Annotated in this window: 20 protein-coding genes; 14 read left to right on the top strand and 6 right to left on the bottom strand. The window is 66.9% G+C overall.

The window, feature by feature from the left end:
• The first annotated feature begins 138 nt into the window (after positions 1 to 138).
• The 4 genes from F615_RS0107945 to hprK all read left to right on the top strand — a co-directional run bounded on the left by F615_RS0107945 (position 139) and on the right by hprK (position 4,395).
• Positions 139 to 1,959 carry an aminopeptidase P family protein gene (locus tag F615_RS0107945; RefSeq protein ID WP_019560646.1) on the top strand — a complete coding sequence of 607 codons (1,821 nt, stop codon included), beginning with the start codon at positions 139 to 141 and terminating at the stop codon, positions 1,957 to 1,959.
• Between the two features lie 341 nt (positions 1,960 to 2,300).
• Positions 2,301 to 2,654: a ribosome hibernation-promoting factor, HPF/YfiA family gene (gene hpf / locus F615_RS0107940; RefSeq protein ID WP_019560645.1), complete on the top strand. Its 354-nt coding sequence runs from the start codon at positions 2,301 to 2,303 to the stop codon at positions 2,652 to 2,654.
• A 227-nt stretch (positions 2,655 to 2,881) separates the two neighbouring features.
• Positions 2,882 to 3,352, top strand: coding sequence for a PTS sugar transporter subunit IIA (locus F615_RS0107935; RefSeq protein ID WP_019560644.1), 471 nt, complete (start codon positions 2,882 to 2,884; stop codon positions 3,350 to 3,352).
• An 83-nt stretch (positions 3,353 to 3,435) separates the two neighbouring features.
• Positions 3,436 to 4,395, top strand: coding sequence for an HPr(Ser) kinase/phosphatase (gene hprK / locus F615_RS0107930; protein ID WP_019560643.1), 960 nt, complete (start codon positions 3,436 to 3,438; stop codon positions 4,393 to 4,395).
• A 23-nt stretch (positions 4,396 to 4,418) separates the two neighbouring features.
• Here hprK and fur read toward each other — a convergent pair whose 3' ends face one another.
• Positions 4,419 to 4,853, bottom strand: a complete 435-nt coding sequence (fur, locus tag F615_RS0107925; protein WP_026330138.1) for a ferric iron uptake transcriptional regulator — start codon at positions 4,851 to 4,853, stop codon at positions 4,419 to 4,421.
• A 121-nt stretch (positions 4,854 to 4,974) separates the two neighbouring features.
• Between fur and F615_RS0107920 the strand changes: the two genes are divergently transcribed.
• From F615_RS0107920 to holA, 5 genes are all read left to right on the top strand, one after another.
• A complete protein-coding gene (locus F615_RS0107920) occupies positions 4,975 to 5,508 on the top strand; it encodes an outer membrane protein assembly factor BamE (protein ID WP_019560641.1) in 534 nt (177 codons plus the stop codon).
• A gap of 61 nt (positions 5,509 to 5,569) precedes the next feature.
• Complete coding sequence (gene dapB / locus F615_RS0107915; protein ID WP_019560640.1) at positions 5,570 to 6,373, top strand: 4-hydroxy-tetrahydrodipicolinate reductase; 804 nt, start codon at positions 5,570 to 5,572, stop codon at positions 6,371 to 6,373.
• A 20-nt stretch (positions 6,374 to 6,393) separates the two neighbouring features.
• Positions 6,394 to 9,063 (top strand): leucine--tRNA ligase, encoded by a 2,670-nt coding sequence (leuS, locus tag F615_RS0107910; protein ID WP_019560639.1) that lies wholly within the window; start codon positions 6,394 to 6,396, stop codon positions 9,061 to 9,063.
• Positions 9,050 to 9,556, top strand: a complete 507-nt coding sequence (locus tag F615_RS0107905; protein WP_083932421.1) for an LPS-assembly lipoprotein LptE — start codon at positions 9,050 to 9,052, stop codon at positions 9,554 to 9,556. The genes leuS and F615_RS0107905 overlap by 14 nt, the downstream gene beginning before the upstream one ends.
• A 9-nt stretch (positions 9,557 to 9,565) precedes the next feature.
• The gene (gene holA / locus F615_RS0107900) at positions 9,566 to 10,696 is read left to right on the top strand and encodes a DNA polymerase III subunit delta (protein WP_026330137.1); all 1,131 of its coding nucleotides are present in this window, start codon (positions 9,566 to 9,568) and stop codon (positions 10,694 to 10,696) included.
• A gap of 27 nt (positions 10,697 to 10,723) precedes the next feature.
• Here the strand turns inward: holA and F615_RS0107895 are convergent, their stop codons facing one another.
• From F615_RS0107895 to F615_RS17980, 5 genes are read right to left on the bottom strand one after another with little or no spacing between them, the layout of a single operon-like run.
• Positions 10,724 to 11,248: a CinA family protein gene (locus F615_RS0107895; RefSeq protein WP_019560636.1), complete on the bottom strand. Its 525-nt coding sequence runs from the start codon at positions 11,246 to 11,248 to the stop codon at positions 10,724 to 10,726.
• Positions 11,248 to 11,808 (bottom strand): phosphatidylglycerophosphatase A family protein, encoded by a 561-nt coding sequence (locus F615_RS0107890; RefSeq protein ID WP_019560635.1) that lies wholly within the window; start codon positions 11,806 to 11,808, stop codon positions 11,248 to 11,250. The genes F615_RS0107895 and F615_RS0107890 overlap by 1 nt, the downstream gene beginning before the upstream one ends.
• Complete coding sequence (gene thiL / locus F615_RS0107885) at positions 11,805 to 12,764, bottom strand: thiamine-phosphate kinase (RefSeq protein ID WP_019560634.1); 960 nt, start codon at positions 12,762 to 12,764, stop codon at positions 11,805 to 11,807. Before thiL ends, F615_RS0107890 begins: the two co-directional genes overlap by 4 nt.
• A gap of 2 nt (positions 12,765 to 12,766) precedes the next feature.
• Positions 12,767 to 13,435, bottom strand: a complete 669-nt coding sequence (locus F615_RS0107880; RefSeq protein WP_019560633.1) for a response regulator transcription factor — start codon at positions 13,433 to 13,435, stop codon at positions 12,767 to 12,769.
• Complete coding sequence (locus F615_RS17980) at positions 13,432 to 15,498, bottom strand: two-component system sensor histidine kinase NtrB (RefSeq protein WP_019560632.1); 2,067 nt, start codon at positions 15,496 to 15,498, stop codon at positions 13,432 to 13,434. The genes F615_RS0107880 and F615_RS17980 overlap by 4 nt, the downstream gene beginning before the upstream one ends.
• Before the next feature lie 273 nt (positions 15,499 to 15,771).
• On the opposite strand from F615_RS17980, the gene F615_RS0107870 reads away from it, so the two are divergent.
• From F615_RS0107870 to F615_RS17975, 5 genes are all read left to right on the top strand, one after another.
• Positions 15,772 to 18,069, top strand: coding sequence for an NADP-dependent malic enzyme (locus F615_RS0107870; protein WP_019560631.1), 2,298 nt, complete (start codon positions 15,772 to 15,774; stop codon positions 18,067 to 18,069).
• 296 nt (positions 18,070 to 18,365) lie between these two features.
• Positions 18,366 to 18,716, top strand: a complete 351-nt coding sequence (locus tag F615_RS0107865) for a guanyl-specific ribonuclease (RefSeq protein WP_019560630.1) — start codon at positions 18,366 to 18,368, stop codon at positions 18,714 to 18,716.
• A gap of 30 nt (positions 18,717 to 18,746) precedes the next feature.
• Positions 18,747 to 19,142, top strand: coding sequence for a barstar family protein (locus F615_RS0107860; protein ID WP_019560629.1), 396 nt, complete (start codon positions 18,747 to 18,749; stop codon positions 19,140 to 19,142).
• A 41-nt stretch (positions 19,143 to 19,183) separates the two neighbouring features.
• On the top strand, positions 19,184 to 19,312 hold the full coding sequence (locus F615_RS20645; protein WP_019560628.1) for a hypothetical protein: 129 nt from the start codon (positions 19,184 to 19,186) through the stop codon (positions 19,310 to 19,312).
• 221 nt (positions 19,313 to 19,533) lie between these two features.
• Positions 19,534 to 19,773, top strand: a 240-nt coding sequence (locus F615_RS17975; RefSeq protein WP_033371099.1) for a hypothetical protein, incomplete at its 3' end; no start/stop codon positions are given.

Here is a 19,773-nt window from a genome sequence, read left to right as displayed (position 1 = left end):
GCTTGGTCTTGCGTTCGAATCCGGTGCTGCCAAGGCTCATCTGCTTCATGGCGTTACCGTCTCACATCCAAGGGGGTGCTGCACGGGGGGTTTGCAGATTTTCCCTAGAATGGAACCGCTCGCCTGAAAGGCTCTGCCATGGACACTCTCTCCCCGCCCCTGGCCGCCGTGCGCGAGCGCATCGCCCGACTGCGCGATGCGCTGGACCAGCACGGCGTGGATGCCGTGCTGGTGCCCTCGAGCGACCCGCATCTGTCGGAATACCTGCCCGAGCGCTGGAAAGCACGCGAGTGGTTGAGCGGCTTCACCGGCTCGATGGGCACCCTGGTGGTCACACGCGACCATGCCGGGCTGTGGGCCGACAGCCGCTACTGGGTGCAAGCCGAAGCCCAGCTGGCCGGCACCGGCATCGTGCTGATGAAGCTCACCAGCGGTGCGAGCACCCAGTACATCGACTGGTTGGCCACCCATCTGCGCGCAGGCCAAACCCTGGCCGTGGACGGCGAGATCCTGGCCTTGTCGGCCTCGCGCGCCTTGCGCGCTGCCTTGGAGCCCCGCGGTATCCGCGTGCGCACCGACTTGGACCTGCCCGGGCGCATCTGGCCGGAACGCCCCGCCCGTCCCACCCCACCGGTGTATGAGCACCGCGCCCCGCAAGCGCCCCTGAGCCGTCGCGACAAACTCGCCGCACTGCGGCGCAGCCTGCAAGCCCACGAGGCCCAGTGGCACGTACTGTCCACACTGGACGACATCGCCTACCTCTTCAACCTGCGCGGCGCCGACGTGTCCTACAACCCGGTCTTCATCGCCCATGCCCTGGTGGGATTGGAGACGGCCACGCTGTTCCTGGACCTGCCCAAAGTCGACGACGCCCTGCGCCGCACGCTCGAGGCCGACGGCGTGAGTGTGGCTCCTTATGAACAGGCCCGTGCCGCCCTGGCAGCGCTGCCGGCGGGCAGCACGGTGCTGATCGACCCGCGTCGCATCACTTTGGCCCTGCGCGAAGCCTTGCCGAGCACGGCGCGCGTGATCGAAGCCACCAACCCCACCACCTTGGCCAAGTCGCGCAAGACCCCGGCCGAAGCCGACTTCGTCCGCGCCACCATGGCACAAGACGGGGCCGCATTGGCCGAGTTCTTTGCCTGGTTTGAGCAGGCCCTGGCACGCGGTGAGCGCCTCACCGAGCTCGATATCGATGAACGGCTCACCGAGGCACGCGCCCGGCGCGAAGGCTTCGTCAGCCCGAGCTTTGCCACCATCGCAGGTTTCAATGCCAACGGCGCGATGCCGCACTACCGCGCCACGCCACAATCCCATGCGGTGATCGAGGGCTCCGGCTTGCTGCTGATCGACTCGGGCGGCCAGTACCTCGGCGGCACCACCGACGTCACCCGTGTCGTGCCGGTGGGCACGCCCACGCCAGCGCAGCGGCGCGACTTCACGCTCGTGCTCAAAGCCATGATGGCCCTGTCGCGCGCACGCTTCCCGCGCGGCATCCGCTCCCCGCTGCTGGATGCCATCGCCCGCGCGCCGCTGTGGGCCGAAGGGCTCGACTATGGCCACGGCACCGGCCACGGTGTGGGCTACTTCCTCAATGTGCACGAAGGCCCCCAAGTGCTCAGCGTGCACGCGCCAGCCGAGGCACACACCGCGATGGAGCCCGGCATGATCACCTCCATCGAGCCCGGGCTGTACCGGCCCGGCCAGTGGGGCATCCGCATCGAAAACCTCGCCTTGAACATCGAAGCCGGCCGCACCGAGTTCGGCGAATGGTTGGCCTTCGAGACGCTCACGCTGTGCCCCATCGACACCCGCTGCATCGAACCCTCGTTGCTGCGCGAAGACGAACGCGCATGGCTCGATGCCTACCACGCGACGGTGCGTGAGCGCGTAGGCCCGCTGGTGCAAGGCGCTGCAGCCCGCTGGCTGGCCGAGCGCACCCAGCCCTTGCCACGCTGAACGGCAACGGCCGCTCCCGCAAGCGCGACCGCCGCAAGCGCCACTCGCCACTCTTCCACGCGCCGATCGCAGCCACGCGCCGCCAGCGCCCCCCCCGCGGGCCTCTTGCTCCCGGCGGTCAGGCGCGGCATGCGGCGCGCCGGTGCCACGGCTTGGGGTGTCAAGCCTTGCATCATGCCCCAGGTTGGCCGATTTGGGGAGAGCGGCCGTGCCCCGACTTCGGGAATTGCGTCACCGTCTTGTCACGCCCGGCCCCGAGGAGCACACTGCCTCCAGGCATCCTCGCCTGGGCCGCCCCATCCCCGGGGCAGGGCTCTGACTCCCTTGGAAAGGAGGTTCGAATGAATCTGACGATCAGTGGACACCACCTGGAAGTGACGCCAGCGCTGCGCGAGTACGTACTCACCAAGCTCGACCGGGTCACCCGACATTTCGACCAGGTGGTGGACATCAACGTGCTGCTGACGGTCGAGAAACTCAAGGAAAAGGAACGACGCCAGAAAGCCGAGGTCAACCTGCACGTCAAAGGCAAGGACATCTTCTGCGAAACCTCCCATGAGGACCTGTACGCCGCCATCGACGAACTCATGGACAAGCTCGACCGCCAAGTCGTCAAGCACAAGGATCGTCTGCAAGACCATCACCATCGCTCGCCCAAGCGCCTCAATGGCGACATGGGAGGGCCAATCACCTAAGTGATCGCTTACACCACTTCCAATCCGGCGGCCGGGTGGCCGCCGTTTGCCATTTCACCGCAGGGCCGACATGACTTGCTGCAATGCAGCAAGCCGTGCACAATGCCTCAGCTCGTCGGGGAGCGCGCTCTGTACGCCACCGGGCCGCTTCCTATAATCCATTGTTTTGTCACGAAGACGCGTGGGCACAGGTTGACCCCAACCGCCAAGCCCGGCGCGGTGACCACATGAACCGTCTCGCAGCCATCCTCCCGGCCAGCAATGTGCTGGTGAACGTGGACGCCACCAGCAAAAAGCGGGTCTTCGAGCACGCCGGCCTGCTGTTCGAGAACCAGCACGCCATCGCCCGCGCCACCGTGACGGACAATCTCTTTGCCCGCGAGCGCCTGGGCTCGACCGGTTTGGGCCATGGCGTGGCCATCCCGCATGGCCGCATCAAGGGCTTGAAGAACCCGCTGGCGGCCGTCTTGCGCGTGCAGCAGCCCATCCCCTTCGATGCGCCGGACGACGAGCCCGTCAGCCTGCTGATCTTCCTGCTGGTGCCCGAAGCGGCCACCCAGCGCCACTTGGAAATCCTCTCCGAGATCGCCGAGCTGCTCAGCGACCGCGAACTGCGCGAGCGGCTCAAGACCGAAGCCGACCCGGCCAAGGTGCACGAGCTGATCTCCAACTGGGAACCGCTGAAATCGGTGGCCTGAACCCCGGCCTGGTCCGCACGGGGCCGGTGCCCCCACACCGCTTGGGGTGACAGCCCCCCGGAAAAGCTGTTACAACCCGCCCCATGAAACCCACCGTCATCAGTGCCGAGGCCCTGTTCGAGGCCCACCGAACCGCGCTCAAATGGCAGTGGATCGCCGGCCACGCCCACCCCGAGCGCCGCTTCGACGAAGTCGCCGTGCGCGATGCTCAGTCGGCGGCCGATCTCGTGGGCTACCTCAACTACATTCATCCGTATCGGGTGCAAATCGTCGGCCGGCGCGAGGTCGACTACCTGGCCAATGCTCAGCCCGAGGACCAGGCCCGCCGCATCGCCCGCATCGTGACCCTCGAGCCGCCGGCCCTGGTGGTGGCCGACGGCCAAACCCCGCCCGACCAACTCGTGGCCATGTGCGAGCGCGCCGAGATTCCGCTGTTCGTCACGCGGGAGTCGGCCGGCTTCGTCATTGACGTGCTGCGAAGCTACCTGTCGCTGCACTTCGCCGAACGCACCACCCGCCACGGCGTGTTCATGGACATCCTTGGCTTGGGGGTGTTGCTCACCGGAGAGTCCGGGCTGGGCAAAAGCGAGCTCGGCCTGGAGCTGATCTCGCGCGGCAACGGGCTGGTGGCCGACGATGCGGTGGATCTGTATCGCGTCTCGCAAACGGCCATCGAAGGCCGTTGCCCCGAGCTGCTGATGAACCTGCTGGAAGTGCGCGGCATCGGCCTGCTCGACATCAAAGCCATCTTCGGCGAGACCGCCGTGCGCCGCAAAATGCGCCTCAAGCTCATCGTGCACCTGGTGCGCAAGGAAACGATGGAGCGCGACTTCGAACGCCTTCCCTACGAACCGCTGTACGAAGAGGTGCTGGGCCTGCCGATACGCAAGGTGGTCATCGCCGTGGATGCCGGCCGCAACCTGGCCGTGCTGGTCGAAGCCGCCGTGCGCAACACCATCTTGCAGCTGCGCGGCATCGACACCTACAAGGAATTCATCGAACGCCACCAACGCGCCATGGCGCGCGACGACATGGGGAGCTGAGCGCCGAGCCCGGCGCGCCGCGCTCAGCGCTCGCCGTGTTGGCCCTTGCAGCCCTCGCGGCCGCACACCACATACAGGGCCAGCGAGTGGTCCTGCAGCTCGTAGCCTCGCTCTTGGGCGATTTGCTGCTGGCGACGCTCGATCTCGGGGTCGTAAAACTCTTCGACACGACCACACACCACGCACACCAGGTGGTCGTGGTGCTTGCCTTCGTTGAGCTCGAAGACGGCCTTGCCAGCCTCGAAATGATTGCGCGACAGCAAACCGGCCTGCTCGAACTGCATCAGCACCCGGTACACCGTGGCCAGACCGATGTCCGAGCCCTCGGCCAGCAAAGCCTTGTAAACATCCTCGGCCGTCATGTGGCGCATCGTGCCCTTGTGGAAGATCTCCAAGATCTTCATGCGGGGCAACGTGGCCTTCAGGCCGCTGCTTTTCAGTTCTTCCAAAGTCGACATGAAGCACTCCGCAGACTTGTGGACCTTCGGCGCGCTGCGAAGCGCCGGCATCGTGCTGAGTAGAATCTTTGCATCATATCGGGCTTGCCCGCACTCGTCCGCCCTCTCCTGAGAAACCCTGATGACCCAAGCTGTTCGTCCCGCCCTTGCCGCCCTTGCCCTGGTGTTGCTGGCCGGCTGCGCCACGCGCGACGAAGGCGCCTTGCTGGGCGTGTTCACCCCCTACCGCGTGGAAGTGGTGCAGGGCAACGTGGTCACCGCCGAGATGGCCCGCGCCGTGCGCCCCGGCATGAGCCGCACCCAGGTGCGCGAGATCCTGGGCTCGCCGCTGTTGACCGACCCCTTCCATGCCGACCGCTGGGACTACGTGTTCGCGATCCGCCGCCCTGGCACCGAGCCGCAGACACGCCGCGTCACCGCCTATTTCGAGGGCGAGCGCCTGGTGCGACTGGAAGCCGACGATCTGCCCACCGAGCAAGCCTTCGTCGCCTCGATCGACAACTTTCCCAAGCCGCGGCGCCTCCCGGTGCTGGAGCTCAGCGAGGAACAGCTGCGCCAGCTGACACCTCCGCGCCCGGCCGAAGCCGCCGCCCCCGCGCCGACGACCGAGCCGCCGGCACGCACCTACCCCCCGCTGGAGCCCGAGGTCCGTTGAGGCCTGCGGTCCCCGGCCTTGTGTCCCTGCCCCTTTGCCTTTTGTCCCGACGAGCCTTCCCATGACCCACCCCATCGCCATTGCCGGCAGCTCCGGCCGCATGGGCCGCATGCTCATCGAAGCGGTGCTGGCCAGCGACGACTGCCGCTTGGTCGGCGCCTTGGACCGCGCCGACAGCCCGGCCCTGGGCCACGACGCCGCCGCCTTCCTGGGCCGCAGCAGCGGCGTGCTCATCGGCGCGGATGTGCGCGCCGGCCTGAAAGATGCGCGCTACCTGATCGACTTCACCCGCCCGGAGGGCACGCTGGCGCACCTGCAGGTCTGCCGTGAACTGGGCGTCAAGGCCGTGATCGGCACCACGGGCTTTTCCGAGGCCGAGAAAGCCGAGATCGCGCGCATCGCGCAAGACATCGCCATCGTGATGGCGCCCAACATGAGCGTGGGCGTCAATGTCGTGCTCAAGCTGCTGGAGACTGCCGCCAAAGCGCTGGCGCAGGGCTACGACATCGAAATCATCGAAGCCCATCACCGTCACAAGGTGGACGCGCCCAGCGGCACGGCCTTGAAGATGGGCGAGGTGGTCGCCCGTGCCCTGGGCCGCGACCTGTCGCAATGTGCCGTCTACGGCCGCCAGGGCGTCACCGGCGAGCGCGACCCGTCCACCATCGGCTTTGCCACCGTGCGCGGCGGCGACATCGTGGGCGACCACACCGTGCTGTTTGCCGGCACGGGCGAGCGCATCGAAATCACGCACAAGTCCAGCAGCCGCGCCACCTATGCTCAGGGCAGCCTACGCGCCGTGCGCTTCCTGGCCACCCAGCAGCGCGGCCTGTTCGACATGGCCGACGTGCTGGGCCTTCAATGAGTACGCCGTCTTTCCGCACCATGAGCACCGAGACCACGCCTTACGATCCCCGCCAGGTCGAGGCCGCCGCCCAGGCCCACTGGCAAGCCCGCGACGCCTACCGCGTCACCGAGGACACGAGCCGCAAGAAGTTCTATGCCTGCTCGATGCTGCCCTACCCTTCGGGCAAGCTGCACATGGGCCACGTGCGCAACTACACGATCAACGACATGTTGACCCGCTACCTGCGCATGAAGGGCTACAACGTGCTCATGCCCATGGGCTGGGACGCCTTCGGGCTGCCGGCCGAAAACGCGGCCATCAAGAACAAGGTGCCGCCGGCGCAATGGACCTACGCCAACATCGCCTACATGAAGCGGCAGATGCAAGCCATGGGCTTGGCCATCGACTGGTCGCGTGAAATCGCCACCTGCTCGCCCGACTACTACAAGTGGAACCAGTGGCTTTTCCTGAAGATGCTGGAGGCGGGCATTGCCGAGCGCCGTACGCAGGTGGTCAACTGGGACCCGGTGGACCAGACCGTGCTGGCCAACGAGCAGGTGATCGACGGACGCGGCTGGCGCTCCGGCGCGCTGGTGGAAAAACGCGAGATCCCGGGCTACTACCTCAAGATCACGAACTATGCCGAAGAGCTGCTGGACCATGTGCAGCACCACCTGCCCGGCTGGCCCGAGCGCGTGCGGCTGATGCAGGAGAACTGGATCGGCAAGAGCGAAGGCGTGCGCTTTGCGTTTCCGCACGAGATCCGCGATGCCACGGGCGCGCTGATCCAAGACGGGCGGCTGTATGTGTTCACCACGCGCGCAGACACCATCATGGGCGTGACCTTTTGCGCCGTGGCCCCCGAGCATCCGCTGGCGGCCCATGCCGCAGCGAGCAATCCCGCGCTGGCGGCCTTCATCGAACGCTGCAAACAAGGCGGCACCACCGAGGCCGAGCTGGCCCTCAAAGAAAAAGAGGGCATGCCCACCGGCCTGACGGTGCAACATCCGCTCACTGGCGAGGCTGTGCCGGTGTGGGTCGGCAACTACGTGCTGATGAGCTATGGCGACGGCGCGGTCATGGGCGTGCCCGCGCACGACGAACGCGACTTCGCCTTTGCAAAGAAATACGGGCTGCCGATCAAGCCCGTCATCGCCGTCGAAGGCGAGACCTATTCCACCGAGGCCTGGGCCGAGTGGTATGCCGACAAGCAGCGCGGCCGCTGCATCGATTCGGGCGTGCTCGATGGCCTGCCCTACCAAGCCGCGGTGGACAAGGTGGCCGAGCTGTTGGCCGCCAAGGGCCTGGGCGAGAAAAAAACGACCTGGCGCTTGCGCGACTGGGGCATCAGCCGCCAGCGCTACTGGGGCACGCCGATTCCCATCATCCACTGCGAAGACTGCGGCGCCGTGCCAGTGCCGGAGAAAGACTTGCCCGTGGTGCTGCCCGAGGATCTGATCCCGGATGGCTCCGGCAACCCTCTCAACAAATGTGAAAGCTTCCTGAAGGTGGACTGCCCGCGCTGCGGCAAACCCGCGCGCCGCGAGACCGACACGATGGACACCTTCGTGGACAGCGCGTGGTACTTCATGCGTTACTGCGACCCGAAACGCGACGACCGCATGGTGGCCGAAGGCGCACAGTACTGGATGCCGATGGACCAGTACATCGGCGGCATCGAACACGCGATCCTGCACCTGCTGTACGCGCGCTTTTGGACCAAGGTGATGCGCGATCTGGGCCTGGTGAAGGTGGACGAACCCTTCACCAAGCTGCTCACGCAAGGCATGGTGCTCAACCACATCTACTCGCGCCGCACCGACAAGGGCGGCATCGAGTACTTCTGGCCACACGAGGTGGACAACGTCTACGACGAGCAAGGCCGCATCACTGGGGCCAAGCTCAAGCGCGACGGCTCGGCCGTGACCTACGAAGGCGTGGGCACGATGAGCAAGAGCAAGAACAACGGCGTGGACCCGCAGGACCTGATCGACCGCTATGGCGCCGACACCGCGCGTCTGTTCACGATGTTCGCCGCGCCCCCGGAAGCCACGCTGGAATGGAACGACGCCGGGGTGGAGGGGGCCCACCGCTTCCTGCGCCGCGTCTGGAACTATGCCCAGGCGCATCGCGACCTGCCCGCCAAGATGCTGATGCCAGGGCTGGCCACCGAGATCGTCTGGCATGCCGCCCCGGCCGAGGTGAAGAAGCTGCGCCTGGAAATGCACCGGCTGCTGCAGCAGGCCACCCACGACTATGAGCGCATGCAGTACAACACCGTGGTGTCGGCCTGCATGAAGATGCTCAATGCGTTGGAGGCTTTCGATGCCCGTGCCCATGCCGATGCCGACTATGCCGCCTGGGCCGTGGGCGAAGGGCTGGGCATTTTGCTGCGCGTGCTCTACCCGGCCTGCCCGCACCTGACCCACGCGTTGTGGAGCCAGCTCGGATACGCCCAGCGCTGGGGCGACCTGCTGGATGCCCCCTGGCCGTTGGTGGACGAAGCCGCCTTGGTGCAAGACGAAATCGAGCTCGTGCTGCAAATCAATGGCAAGCTGCGGGGGGCGATCAAGGTCGCCGCCGATGCCGACCAGGCGACCATCGAAGCCGCGGCGCTGGCCACGCCGGAGTTTGCCAAGTTCGGCCAGGGCAAGCCGGCCCGCAAGATCATCGTGGTGCCTGGGCGTCTGGTGAATGTGGTGGTCTGACTCCCCGGTGGCGCGCCGCTCGGCGCTGATGCTGGCGGCCGCCGGCTTGATGGCCGGCTGCGGGTTTCGGCTGCGCGGCGCCACCCGTCTGCCCTTTCGCAGCCTGCGCCTGGGCTTCGACCCGCTGTCGCCCATGGGCCAGGAGCTGCGCCGCCAGCTTGCGGCCGTGCCGGATGTGCGGCTGGTGGACGACCCACGCCAGGCCGAGGCGGTGTTCGAGGTGCTCGAAGATGGTTTCCGGCGCGGCGTGGGCAGCCGCACCGCGGCCGGCCAGGTGCGCGAACTGACGCTGCAAGTGCGGCTGCGCTTTCGCCTGCGTCGGGCCGACGGCGAGATTTGGCTGGACGAAACGCAGTTGTCGCTGGCCCAAACGATGAGCTACGACGAGACCGCCGCGCTGGCCAAAGAAAGCGAAGAGATGCAGCTGCTGCGCAGCATGCGCGAAGACCTCGCCGCCCAAGTGATCCGGCGCTTGGCCGCGCTGCAGCGCTGAGCCTCGATGATGGAAATCCGCCTCGATCGGCTGGCCGCGCACCTGCGTCAGGGCTTGCGCGGCTTGTACGTCCTGCATGGCGACGAGCCGCTGCAGATGCAGGAAGCCAGTGACGCGATCCGCGCAGCCGCCCGCGCGGCCGGCCATGGCGAGCGCCGCGTCTACACCGTGGTGGGGCCTCACTTCGACTGGTCGGAGCTGCTGGCCGGGGCCCAGGCGCTGTCGTTGTTTTCCGCCCGGCGCCTGGTGGAGATCCATCTTCCCAGCGGCAAGCCGGGCAAAGACGGCAGCCAGGCGCTGCAACGTTATGCCCAAGCCGTCGCCGAGGGCCAGTTCGGCGAAGACGTCGTCACGCTGGTGCTCCTGCCGCGGATGGACAAGACCACCCGGGCCAGCCCCTGGTTCAGCGCTTTGGAAGCCGCCGGGGTGAGCGTGCGCATCGACCCCATCGAGCGCCAGGCGCTGCCCCAGTGGATCGCGCAACGCTTGGCCGCCCAGGGCCAGCGGGTGCCCCCGGGCGAGGCCGGCCAGCGCACCTTGGCCTTCTTCGCCGACCAGGTGGAAGGCAATTTGCTGGCCGCTCACCAGGAAATCCAAAAGCTCGGTCTGTTGTACCCGAAGGGCGAACTCAGCTTCGAGCAGGTCGAGGCCGCCGTGCTCAACGTGGCGCGCTATGACGCGTTCAAATTCACCGAAGCGGTGTTGGCCGGACAGGTGGCCCGCGCGCTGCGCATGCTCGATGGCTTGCAGGCCGAAGGCAACGCCGCGGTGCAGGTGCACTGGGCTTTGGCCGAAGACATCCGCGCGCTCCAGCGGGTCAAGGCCGCCGTGGCGGCCGGGCGCCCGCTGCCCATGGCCTTGCGCGACAACCGGATCTGGAGCAGCGCGAAGGAAAAACTCTTCGAGCGCGTGCTGCCCATCCTGACCGACACGGTATTGCAGGGCTTGCTGCACGCCGCGCAGATTTGCGACGGGCTGACCAAAGGGCTGCCCCACCCCCACTGGCCTGCGGACCCCTGGCAAGCGCTGCGCCGGTTGACGCTGATGTTGGCCGAGTCCTGCGCGGGCGTCACCCGCCCGGCCACACCGGGCAGCACACGCGGCTTGGCGCTGCGCCCCTTGCAAGATCCAGGGCCGTGAGCCCCATGGGCCGGCGGCGACGGCGCCTCAAGACAGGGACTCCAGCAGCGCACGCACCCGCTGCAACGCATGCCGCGTGGCCGCTGCGCGCACCTGGGTGCGGTCGCCACTGAACCGCCGGCACTCGGTCTCGACCAAGTCTTGCCCGCAGGCCCAGGCAAACCACACCGTGCCCACGGGCTTGCCGGGACGGCCGCCGCCCGGGCCGGCGATGCCGGTGATGGCCACACCGACCTGGGCGCCCGAACACTGCAGGGCCCCCAACACCATGGCCATGGCCACCTCGCGGCTGACCGCGCCATGCCGCTCGATCAAGGCGGGCGGCACGCCCAGCGCGTCGCTCTTGGCCTGGTTGGAATAGGTCACATAGCCGCGCTCGAACCACTCGCTGGAGCCGGCCATCGAGGTGCAGGCCGCCGCCACGAGCCCCCCGGTGCAGGATTCGGCGGTCACCAGGCGCCAAGCCCGCTGCGTCAAGCCCTGGGCGAGCGCTTCCAGCAGGGATTCCAGGGCCTGCACTTCGACGAGCCGATCCAGTCCGAGGCTGTCCATCACGCGGTGACGAAAACCCACAGCGCAATCACCAGCAAGGTGCACAGCGCTGCAACGATGTCGTCCCACAGAATACCGAAGCCGCCACGCCAGCCGCCCCCCTTGAATGCGCGGTCGGCCCAGCCGATGGGGCCCACTTTGAGGGCATCGAAGGCCCGAAACAGGATGAACGCGGCCAAGTGACGCGACCACAGCGCCTCGCCCGAGGCGGGCGTGACCACCCACAGCACCGCCCAGAACGCGAGAATTTCGTCCCACACGATGCAGCCTGGGTCCTGGCTGCGCAGATGGCGCGCCGTGACGGTGCAGGCCCACCAGCCCACCAGGGCGCCCAGGACGAGCACGGCGGCCCAGTGCCGGTCGGACAGCCAAGGATCGAGCACGACGAAGCTCAGCCAAGCCCACAACGTCCCCACGGTGCCCGCCGCCCAGGGGCTGAGCCCGCTGCCAAAGCCCAGCGCGACCAGGTGCGCAGGATGCGACCACAGGAAGCGCACGGTCGGACGCACCGGGCCTGCCGGGGCGCCGGGGGGGGTCAAGTCGGTAGAAGCCAAGGTCACGATCGAAAATGGTCAAAAGAGGTCCACACATTGGGCACGGGCTGGCCCTGCGCATCCACCAGCCGCAGCCCGGGTTCGGGCTCGATGCGACCGATGCGGCTGACGGCCACGCCGGCGGCTCGTGAGGCCTGTGCCACGGCCTGCCGCTGCGCCGGCGCAGCCGTGAACAGCAGCTCGTAGTCATCGCCGCCGGCCAAGGTGCACAAGCGCTGCAGCGCCAGCGGCTGGGCGGCCAGCTCGGCGCTGCGCGGCACGGCATCGACCTCCAAGCAAGCGCCGCAGCCCGAGCGCTGCAACACGTGGCCGAAGTCCCCCAACAGCCCGTCGGACAGGTCGATCGCGCTGCTGGCCACGCCGCGCAAGGCCAAGCCCAGCGCCACCCGCGGCTGCGGGCATTCCATGGCCAGACGCACACGCTCGAAAGCCTCCCCCGGCACATTCGCAGTGCCGCGAAACACTTCCAGCGCCAGCCGCGCATCGCCCAAGCAACCGCTGACGTACACGTCATCGCCGGGCCGCGCCCCGCTGCGCAACAAAGCCTGACCGGCAGGCAGCTCGCCGAAGATGCTGATGTTGATCGCCAGTGGCCCGCGCGTGGTGTCGCCCCCGACCAGCTCACAGCCATGGGCGTCGGCCAGCGCGAACAGCCCGCGCGCGAAACCGGCCAGCCATTGCTCGTCGGCCTGCGGCAAGGCCAGGCTGAGCGTGAAGGCCAGCGGTCGCGCCCCACAGGCCGCCAAATCCGACAAGTTCACCGCCAGAGCCTTGTGCCCCAGGCGCTGCGGGTCCACCGTCGACAGGAAATGCCGCCCCTCGACCAACAAGTCGGTGGAGGTGGCCAGCTGCTGCCCCGGCGACAGCGACAGCAAGGCACAGTCGTCGCCCACGCCCAGCACGGCGCGACGCACCGGTCGCGCGAAATGGCGCGCAATCAGTTCGAATTCACCCAAAGACATGCTCAGGCCAGCGGAGGTGTCGGCAACTGGCGCAGCAGATTGGCCAGCTCGACGGCGGATTTCACCTCCATTTTCTCGAACACCCGGGCGCGATGGACCTCGACGGTGCGCACACTGATGTCCAGCTCGTCGGCGATGAGTTTGTTGGGCCGGCCCTCCACCACCAGGCGCATCACCTCGCGTTCGCGCTCGGTGAGTTCGGCCAGGCGGCGATGGATGCCTTGCACGGCGCGCAATTGCGCCAGCGCCTCGGCGCTGCGCGCCAGGGCCTGCTCGACCCGGTCGACCAGGGCATTGTCGGAAAAAGGCTTCTCGACGAAGTCGAACGCGCCGCGCTTGACCGCGGCCACGGCCGTGGGCACGTCGGCATGGCCCGTCAGAAAGATCACCGGCATGGCCTCCACCAAGCCCCGCTCGATCAGCCGGTCGAACAGCGCCAGGCCGCTCATGCCGGGCATGCGCACATCCAGCAGCAAGCAGCTCGGTTCCCGCAGATCCAGCGGACCGGAAATGCGCCGCTGGTCCAGAAAGGCCTCGAACTCTTCGGCCGAGGCATAGGCCTCGGACAGCAGTCGGCGCGAACGCAACAGCCAAGCCAGTGCGTCACGCAGCACGTCCTCGTCATCGACGAGGTAGACGGTCGGAATGCCGGCATCGGCAGATACGGTCATGGCGTGGGCTCCTGACGATAGGGAGGCTGAACACTCGCGCCGCGGCGCGAGGCCGCACGTTCGGCCGGCAAGGTGAAACGAAACTCGGTGCCGACTCCCTGCCCGAGATTTTCGAACACCAGCGCGCCGCCGTGCTGCTCGATCACCGTGCGGCACAGGCTCAAGCCCAGCCCCATGCCTTCGCTGCGCGTGGTGAAAAAGGGCGTGAACAAGCGCGCGGCCACTTCCGGGGCAATGCCTGGGCCCTGATCGATCACCGAAAATCGCACCCAGCGCGCATCGGTCTGACGCACTTGGATGCGCAAGACGCGGCGCTCCAGGGGCTCGGTCTCCATCGCTTGAATGGCGTTGCGCGTCAGGTTGAGCAACACCTGCTCGACCATGGTGCGGTCGCACACCACACGCGGCACGGGCGAGGGCCAATCCAGCTCGATGCGCGTGCCGCTCTTGCGAGCTTGCAGCCGCACCAGCGGCATGACCGCGTCGATCAGCTGATCCACGCGCAGCGCCTCGCGGATTTGCTCGCGACGGCGCACGAAATCATGCACGCTCTTGATCACCCGGCCCGCACGCTCGGCCTGCTCGGCAATGCGTTGCAGGGCCTGCAAAATCATGGCCTGCATGTCCGCATCGATCGGGCCGCTGCGCATCAGGTTCACCGACCCCGTGGCATAGCTGGAGATGGCCGCCAGCGGCTGATTGAGTTCGTGGCTGAGCAGCGAGGCCATCTCGCCCACCGTGGCCAGCCGCGCCGTGGCCTGCAGCCTTTCGTGCTGCTGACGCGACAGCTCCTCGACGCGTCGCTGGTCGCTCAGATCGACCACAGCGCCCATCCAGCCCGCTTGCCGGCCTTCGCGGTCGACCAACGGGGCTTCATAAACCATCACCGGGAAGCGCTCGCCATTGCGACGCATGAACGTGGTCTCGTAGCCCTCGCGCGGCGGCAACGTGCCCGATAGGCGCACCTGTTGGCGCTGCGTGTATTCCTGCACCATCTCCGGCGGCCAGTACGGCGGCGCGTCCGCGCCGACGGTTTTGCCAATGAGCTCATGCGGCTCGAAGCCCACCATCGCGCAAAAGGCCGGGTTGACATAGGTGATGCGACCGTCCAAATCCCGCGCGCGCAAGCCCGTCACCAAGGAATCCTCCATGGCCTTGCGAAAGGCCAGCGCCTCGGCCAGGTCCTGCTCGGCCCGCGCCCGCCGACGCACGTCGCGCGCCAACAGCACCACCACCACCGCCAAGGCCAACGACAAGCCCAGCACCAAGGCCACCGTCAGGTTGGGAATCAGCGCCGGACGGCCCGCCCCGCTGTCCAGGCGCAGTTGCAGCGTGGTGCCGGGCAGATCGATCAGGCGCTGAGCCACGAACACGCCTTGACCACGCGGACCCGCACCGGCCAGCGCCAGACGCGTGCCATCGCCTTCCACGAAGGTCAGCTCGTGGCCTTTGGCCGTCTCCGGTGACACAGCCTCCGACAGCAGGCTCTGCAGCGCATAAGAAGCCACCATGAAGCCCGCCAAGCGCCCCTGTTCCAGCACCGGCACGCACACATCCAGGATTTCCAGGCCCAAGCCGCCGGGCTGCGGCACGAAATAGCTGCGCGAATAGGCCGGCCCCGACAGCCGACGCGCGTTGGCGCAGGCCACATCGGCATCCACACGCAGCTCCTCGCGCGCAATCACGGTGAATACCGGCGCCCGATAGGGGCTGTCCACGCTCGACAGCAGACGGAAGTCCAGGTCGCGCCGCTCGATGCGCACCAACTCCCGGCGGGCCCGCAACAGCTCGGTCGCCCCGGTGCGCCATTGCGACAAGGCCGGTTCGTTCCAAGACAAGGCCTGCAGCGATTGCAGGTTGCGCGCCAAGCTTTGGCGCACCTCGCCGGCGGCCTCGACGGCCGCCCGCTCGACACGGTCTTGGGCACGGGCGGCTTCGTACTCGATCGTGAGCTTGACCAAGGCGGTCTGCGCCACCACCAGCAGCGTCACCAGCGCCCCCCACAGCAGGAGGCGACGCCAAGGACGCGTCCGGACATTGGGAGCCAACTCGGAGGACATCATTTGATTTTCGGTCCGGCTTGGACACGCCGCGAGCCACCGGCTCAGCGCCGTCCCAACTATCGCCGGGCACACGCCCGATCGATGTACGCACTTTCGCGAATCCGAGTCCGCGGCGAGCTTTGCCACACTGGTTGCGATGCGGCCTGTGCATCAGGCCATGCGACAAACGCACGCCGGCCGGCCGCCCCCCTCCTACAATCGTGGCCCACCGGGGCGGCCAACCGCGCCCCGCGGGGCTGCCCACGGATCCACCGAGCTCACAAGGGAATCACCATGTCGTCCGCCGAAGACAAACGCGTCGAACTGCGTCAGGCTGCCCTCGAGTACCACGAGTTCCCCTCGCCCGGCAAAGTCGCCATTGCCGCCACCAAGCAACTCATCAACCAGCGTGACCTGGCCCTGGCCTACTCGCCCGGGGTGGCGGCAGCCTGCGAAGAAATCGCCGCCGACCCGGCCAACGCCTTCCGCTACACCTCGCGCGGCAATCTGGTGGCCGTGGTCACCAATGGCACGGCCGTGCTGGGCCTGGGCGACATCGGCCCCCTGGCGGCCAAGCCGGTGATGGAAGGCAAGGCCGTGCTGTTCAAGAAGTTCGCCGGCATCGACGTCTTCGACATCGAAATCAACGAAAAGCACGACCTGGACAAACTGGTGGACATCATCGCCGCCTTGGAGCCCAGCTTCGGCGGCATCAACCTGGAAGACATCAAGGCGCCGGACTGCTTCTACGTCGAGCGCAAACTGCGCGAGCGCATGAAGATCCCGGTCTTCCACGACGACCAGCACGGCACGGCCATCGTCGTGGGAGCGGCCATCCTCAATGGTCTGAAAGTGGTCGGCAAGGATCTCAAGCAGGTCAAGCTGGTCACCTCCGGCGCCGGCGCGGCCGCGCTGGCCTGCCTGAATCTGCTGGTCAAGCTGGGCCTCCCGCGCGAGAACATCTGGGTCACCGACATCGCCGGCGTGGTCTACCAAGGCCGCACCGAGCTGATGGACCCCGATAAAGCGCAATTCGCCCAGCCCACCACGATGCGCAGCTTGGCCGAAGTGATCGAAGGCGCCGACATCTTCCTCGGCCTGTCCGCCGGCGGCGTGCTCAAGCCGGAGATGGTGGCCAAGATGGCGCCCAAGCCCCTGATCCTGGCGCTGGCCAACCCCACGCCCGAGATCCTGCCCGAAGAGGTCAAGGCCGTGCGCGACGATGCCGTCATGGCCACCGGCCGCACCGACTACCCCAACCAGGTCAACAACGTCCTGTGCTTTCCCTACATCTTCCGCGGAGCGCTGGACTGCGGGGCCACCACGATCACCGACGAGATGGAAATCGCCGCGGTGCACGCCATTGCCGAACTCGCTCAGGCCGAGCAAAGCGAGGTGGTGGCCGCCGCTTATGCCGGTGCCACGCTGAGCTTCGGGCCCGAGTACCTGATTCCCAAGCCCTTCGACCCGCGGCTGATGATGCGCATCGCGCCGGCCGTCGCTCAGGCTGCGGCCGCCTCTGGCGTGGCCACACGGCCCATTGCCGATCTCGATGCCTATCGCGAAAAGCTGCAAAGCTTCGTCTATGCCTCGGGCACCACGATGAAGCCCATCTTCAACGTTGCCAAACGGGCCAAGAACAAGCGCATCGTCTTCTGCGAAGGCGAGGAAGAGCGCGTGCTGCGTGCCGTGCAAGTCGTGGTGGACGAACACCTGGCCCGCCCCACGCTGATCGGCCGCCCCGAGGTGATCAAACAACGCATCGAGCGCTTCGGCCTGAGGCTGCAACAAGATCGCGACTACGACGTGGTCAATACCGAGTACGACCATCGCTACCGCGACTACTGGCAGACCTACCACCGCATGACCGAGCGCAAGGGCGTCACCCAGCAACTGGCCAAGATCGAGATGCGCCGGCGCCTCACGCTCATCGGCGCCATGCTGCTGCACAAAGGCGAAGTCGATGGCATGCTGTGCGGCACCTGGGGCACCACGGCCATGCATCTGCACTACATCGACCAAGTCATCGGTCGGCGCACCGGCGTCAACACCTATGCCTGCATGAACGCGCTGCTGCTGCCGGGCCGGCAGGTCTACTTGGTCGACACCCACGTCAACTACGACCCCACGGCCGAGCAACTCGCCGAAATCACCGTGCTGGCCGCCGAAGAAATGCTGCGCTTTGGCATCCAACCCAAGGCCGCGCTGCTGTCGCACTCCAACTTCGGCTCCAGCAACCAATCGTCGGCGGTGAAAATGCGCCAGGCCCTGGAGCTGATCCGCGCCCAGGCCCCCTGGCTCGAAATCGACGGCGAAATGCACGGCGACGTGGCGCTGGACGCTGCCGCCCGCAAGGCCCTGATGCCCAACAGCACGCTGTCGGGCGAAGCCAACTTGCTGGTGCTGCCCAACATCGATGCGGCCAACATCAGCTACAACCTGCTCAAAACCGCCGCCGGCGGCGGCATCGCCATCGGGCCGGTGCTGCTGGGCGCGGCCAAGCCGGTGCACATCCTCACCCCCTCGGCCACGGTGCGCCGCATCGTGAACATGACCGCCCTGGCGGTGGCCGATGCCAACGCGGGCCGCTGAGCGCCCCCGCGCCTGAAGCGGCCGAGCCCCCCGGCCCCGGCGCCGGCACGCCGGGGCCCCTCGGAAGCTTGGGGGGCAAGCATCCACAGGCCCAAATACGTCAGCGATCACTTACTTTTGTCAAGTCCAAAGCCCTCTAGATTTGCTGAAATTTGAGGCACAACCTTGTGGATTTTGGGCCGATTGGCTACGATAACGGCTTCAGGATTCAGGGAAAACCCGTGGCAACCGCTGCAAGGTCACTTCGGTGGCAGTCACTCCGAAAGTTAGGAGTCACTACCGCCGCAGTGCTGGCGATGGCCCTGGGTCACGGCGATGTCACGGCCCGGAACGCTGCGCCGGGCCTGAAAGCAGATACCGATGTGGTCGCCTTGAGCGACCTGCCCCGTCAAGCCCAGGACACCCACCGGCGCATTCTTGCCGGCGGCCCCTTCCCCTACGACAAGGACGGGACCGTGTTCCTCAATCGCGAGCGGTTGCTGCCGCCCAAGCCGCGCGGCCACTATCGCGAATACACGGTCAAGACCCCAGGGGTGAAGCATCGCGGAGCAAGGCGCATCGTCTGCGGTGGCCAGCCCCCCACGAAGCCTGAGGTCTGTTACTACACCGATGACCACTATGCGAGCTTTCGCCGGATCATCGAATGAAGCTCTTTTGAAGCAACGAGGATCGTGACCATGCTTTTGCAGACCGTCCGTCCGAACATCGTCCAATCCATCCGGGCCTTCCGGGTGGAGGATCTGATGCAGGCCGCCCGAGACACCGGTCAGCATTTCCTGTATGCCAACCTGGCCAAAGCCCAGACCAAGCAGGAAGTGCTGGAAGGCATCGCCGAGGCATTTCTGTTTCCGACGCACTTCGGCAAGAACTTCGATGCGCTCTACGACTGCATGACCGATCTGGTCAACAAGTCGGGGCCGCAGCCGGGCTTCATCGTGGTGCTCGAACAAATCCCCGACAACCCCCGTTTCGACCGTGAGGCGCGCGAGCAATTGCTCGACGTCTTCCGCGACGCTGCAGACTTCTGGGGCGATCGCAAAGTGCCTTTCAGGTGTTTCTATTCTTTTCTGTAGCCCGCTCCCAGGAAATTGGGTCATGGGAGCGGGCGAACGAGATGGCCCACAGCGAAATCGCCGTCAAGCCGGCGGCCAAGACCAGCAAGTCCTCCGGCCCCAGCTTCGGTCCGCACATGCCGCTGATGAGCAGCGCCTTCGACACCTCGGCCTGGTTGGCGGCGGCTTGAAGCCCCCCACCGGTGCACAGCAACGAGCGGCTCCTTGGGAGCCGCTCTTTTTTTCTGCCGGGGCCGGTTGAGCCCGACCTGCGCAGATCGTAACCGCCTGCAAACCGAGGCAACGGTTTGTAAAACCCTGAAAGGCGGGCTTTTCAAGCGGTCTGGGGTTTGTCCATACTGCGCGCCGCTTGCCCTGGCGAGCCGCACACCATCCACAGGGAGGATGATGAATGGACCCAACCCAGGCTGCCGCGGCGCAACGAGCCGCGCGGGCCCTCTTTGGCGTGCCCATCGAGCAAGACCGCCGCTTGCTGAGGCTGCACGCGCAAGCGCTGCCGGGGGTGGCCCCGGCGGGGCTGGTGGCGCAGCGCGTGCGCATCGAAGAAGGCCTCAGCCAACCCTTTCACATCGACATCGAAGCACTCAGCCCGGCCGCGGGGCTGCCCGTGCAGCACTGGGTGGGCCATGCG

This window comes from Caldimonas manganoxidans ATCC BAA-369, from assembly GCF_000381125.1.
Taxonomy (GTDB): Bacteria; Pseudomonadota; Gammaproteobacteria; order Burkholderiales; family Burkholderiaceae_C; genus Caldimonas; species Caldimonas manganoxidans.
The sequence above is the reverse complement of the archived record's forward strand: the minus strand, read 5'-3'. Positions and strand labels throughout refer to the sequence as shown.